The sequence below is a fragment of the Streptomyces sp. SID5785 genome (assembly GCF_009870065.1).
In the GTDB taxonomy this organism is placed as follows: domain Bacteria; phylum Actinomycetota; class Actinomycetes; order Streptomycetales; family Streptomycetaceae; genus Streptomyces.
The window spans coordinates 1-2,436 of sequence record NZ_WWIA01001003.1; the positions used below are offsets into that span (position 1 = coordinate 1).

At 75.9% G+C, this 2,436-nt stretch carries 1 protein-coding gene; it reads right to left on the bottom strand.

Features of this window, described 5'->3' with window-relative positions:
• The coding region (locus GTW43_RS32530) for an ATP-binding protein (protein WP_161305564.1) at positions 1-2,436 on the bottom strand (2,436 nt) is incomplete at both ends.

Sequence of the window (2,436 nt, forward strand, 5' to 3'; positions counted from 1 at the left end):
CGCTCCCAGCCGTCCCTGAAGGACGTCATCCGGGCGCGTACCTGTTCGGGGGTGCGGTCGTCCGTCTCCGGGACGCGCGCGGGGGGAGCCTTGTCGTCGGGCCGTTCGCGCAGCTGCGGTGCCAGGCTGGCCTGGCGGACGCGGCGGGGCAGTCCGTCCCCCGGCCCCTCCCCGGCGTCGGTCGCGTGCTGCTCGGGGTGGTCCTGGGCGGGTGCGCTGCGCAGGCGCAGCGCCGTGACGCCCGGCGGGTGCCGGGGGGCCTCGGGTTCGGGAGCGGCGGACGCCAGAGCGGGCCGGGCGCCCGGCGCGGGGACGGAGTGGGCGTTCATGGCGGCTGCCTCCGGCTCGGGCACGCGCGCGTGGTGGCGTGTCTCGTCGGTCTCCTGTGCGGTGGCGCCGGTCCGGTCCTGGCCGTCGTCGTGCAGCAGGGGGGTGGGCAGCAGCACGACGGCTGTCGTGCCTCCGTAGGGCGAGGCTCGCAGGTGCACCTTCACGTCGTGGCGGTCGGCGAGCCGGCTGACGACGAACAGTCCGAGCCGGTCGCTGTCGAACAGGTCGAGGGCCTCGGAGTGCGCGATGCGGTCGTTCGCCTCGTTCAGGGTCTCCTTGCCCATGCCGAGCCCGCGGTCCTCGATCTCGACGGCGTAGCCGTTTCCCACGCGTTCCCCGCTGACCCGCACCTTGGTGTGCGGGGGCGAGAACTGGGCCGCGTTCTCCACGAGTTCGGCCAGCAGGTGCGTGATGTCGGCGACGGCTGTGCCGGCCACCCGCGCGGGGGCGAGCTGACGCACCTCCACGCGCGCGTAGTCCTCGATCTCGGAGACCGCCGCGCGGACGACGTTGGTCAGCGGGACGGGCGTGCGCCAGGCGCGGCCGGGGGCGGCGCCGGACAGGATGATCAGGCTCTCCGCGTGGCGGCGCATGCGCGTGGTGAGGTGATCGAGACGGAACAGGTCGCCGAGTTCGTTGGGGTCGTCCGCGCGGCGCTCCATGCTGTCCAGGAGGCCGAGTTGGCGGTGCACGAGCACCTGGCTGCGGCGGGCGAGGTTCACGAAGACACCGGAGATGCCGCTGGCGAGCTCGGCGCGTTCCGCCGCGGCGTGCAGAGCCGCGCGGTGGACGGTCGTGAGGGCCTCGGAGACCTGCCCTGTCTCGTCCTCGGCGGGCGGCCCCTGCGGCGCCTCCGCTTCGACGTCGATCTCCTCGCCCGCCCGGAGCTTGCGCATCGTGTCGGGCAGCTTGTGCCGGGCGATCTCCAGGGCGCTGTTGCGCAGGCTGACGAGCTCCACGACGAGCCCGCGTCCGATGCGGACCGAGATCACCAGGGAGGCGGCCACGGCCAGCAGACCGAACACGACGGCCGCTCCGGCGGGCGTGAGCAGACCGCGGGCGAACGGGTCGGCACGGTCGGCGGCGCTGCGCGCGGCGTCCGCCTCGAGGGCGCGCATGCCGTCCTGCACGCCGGAGTGTGCGCGGCCCCAGTCCGCGCCGGTCGCCGCGGCGAGAGCCTTGGCGCCGGGCCGGGCCTTGAGGGTGGCGTCCTCGACGGCGCGCAGATCGGTGTACGCGCTCCCCTCCGCGAGGTGGCTCCACCGGGCCCGTTCGGGGCCGCGCAGATCGATGACAGCTCCGTCGGCGAGTTCCCGGCGGCTGTCCACGGCGCCGGTGAACAGGCGCAGCCGATCGCCGTCCAGGGTGCCCGCGTGTCCGGCGCTGACCACCAGCGTGTCCTCGCGGGCGAGCATCTCCCCGGCGCGTGCGAACTCCAGCAGCACGCGCGCGTCGGAGCCGAGTTCGGCGTCCTGGACGCCGGTCAGGGCGCCGCTGACGCCGAAGGCCTTGGCGATGGTCCCGGTGTACTGCCGGTAGGCCTCGTCCCAGGCCGTGTGGTGTTCGAGGACGGAGGTGCGCGCGGCGCGCAGCCGTGCGGTGTCCGCCACGAAGGCGCTCAGCCGGTCGGCCACGCCCTGCGGCAGGTCGGCGCCGTCCGCGACGGTGTTGTCGCGGCCGAGCCGCAGGGCCGACACGGCGCGGTCGGTCGCAGCGCCGAGCCGCTCGAGCTCGTCGGCGCGGTCGGACGCGGGCTTGGTGGCGTAGCCGACGGCGGCGGTGCGCTCGGCCTGGAGGGCGGCGACGGCGGCGCCGACGGGTTCACGGACCGCGGCGTCGACGCGCTGCAGCTGGCGCAGGTGGGCGACGTCCTGGGCGGTGCTGACGGTCGCGTAGGCCCACAGGGCCAGGAGCGAGACGACGGGCACCATCAGGAGGCAGACGATCTTGGCCCGGACGGTGCGCGGCCGCAGGTGCCGGCCGCCCGCGCGCGGGGGTGGTGCGGAATCGCCTGCCGCTGCGGCCGGGTCCTCGTCGGCGGGCGGCCCTGCGTGGGCGCGCCGGCCGCGTGCGGGGACGGCGGGGGGCGGCGGCGAGCCGGGCTGG